We start from the raw sequence: 229 nt of genomic DNA, 5'->3' as shown, positions 1-229 counted from the left end.
GCCCAGTTCCGCCAGCGAGGCATCGGCTTGCGTATCGAAAAACGGATAGCGCCCGTTGAAGGACTGATTGAAGGGCGCGGCGATCGTCTCGCGCCACAGATCATTGAGACTGTTGGCCGCCGGCTGCAGCACGGTTTGCCAGGCACTTTCCAGCGGCTGCGCAAACAGCGCCTGGCCGAAACCGGCCCAGGCCGAACCCAGGCTGGCGGCGGTCAGCGACGCTTCGTCC

The 229-nt window shown here is 65.5% G+C and carries 1 protein-coding gene; it reads right to left on the bottom strand.

Going from position 1 to position 229, the window contains the following annotated elements; translation table 11 throughout:
* Positions 1–229, bottom strand: a 229-nt coding sequence (locus AC4HNJ_RS22115) for a hypothetical protein (RefSeq protein ID WP_490481760.1), incomplete at both ends; no start/stop codon positions are given.

The sequence above is a fragment of the Dyella sp. SYSU CM1112 genome (assembly GCF_058216415.1).
Note: the sequence above shows the minus strand (reverse complement) of the source record. Positions and strands in the feature narration are given on the sequence as shown.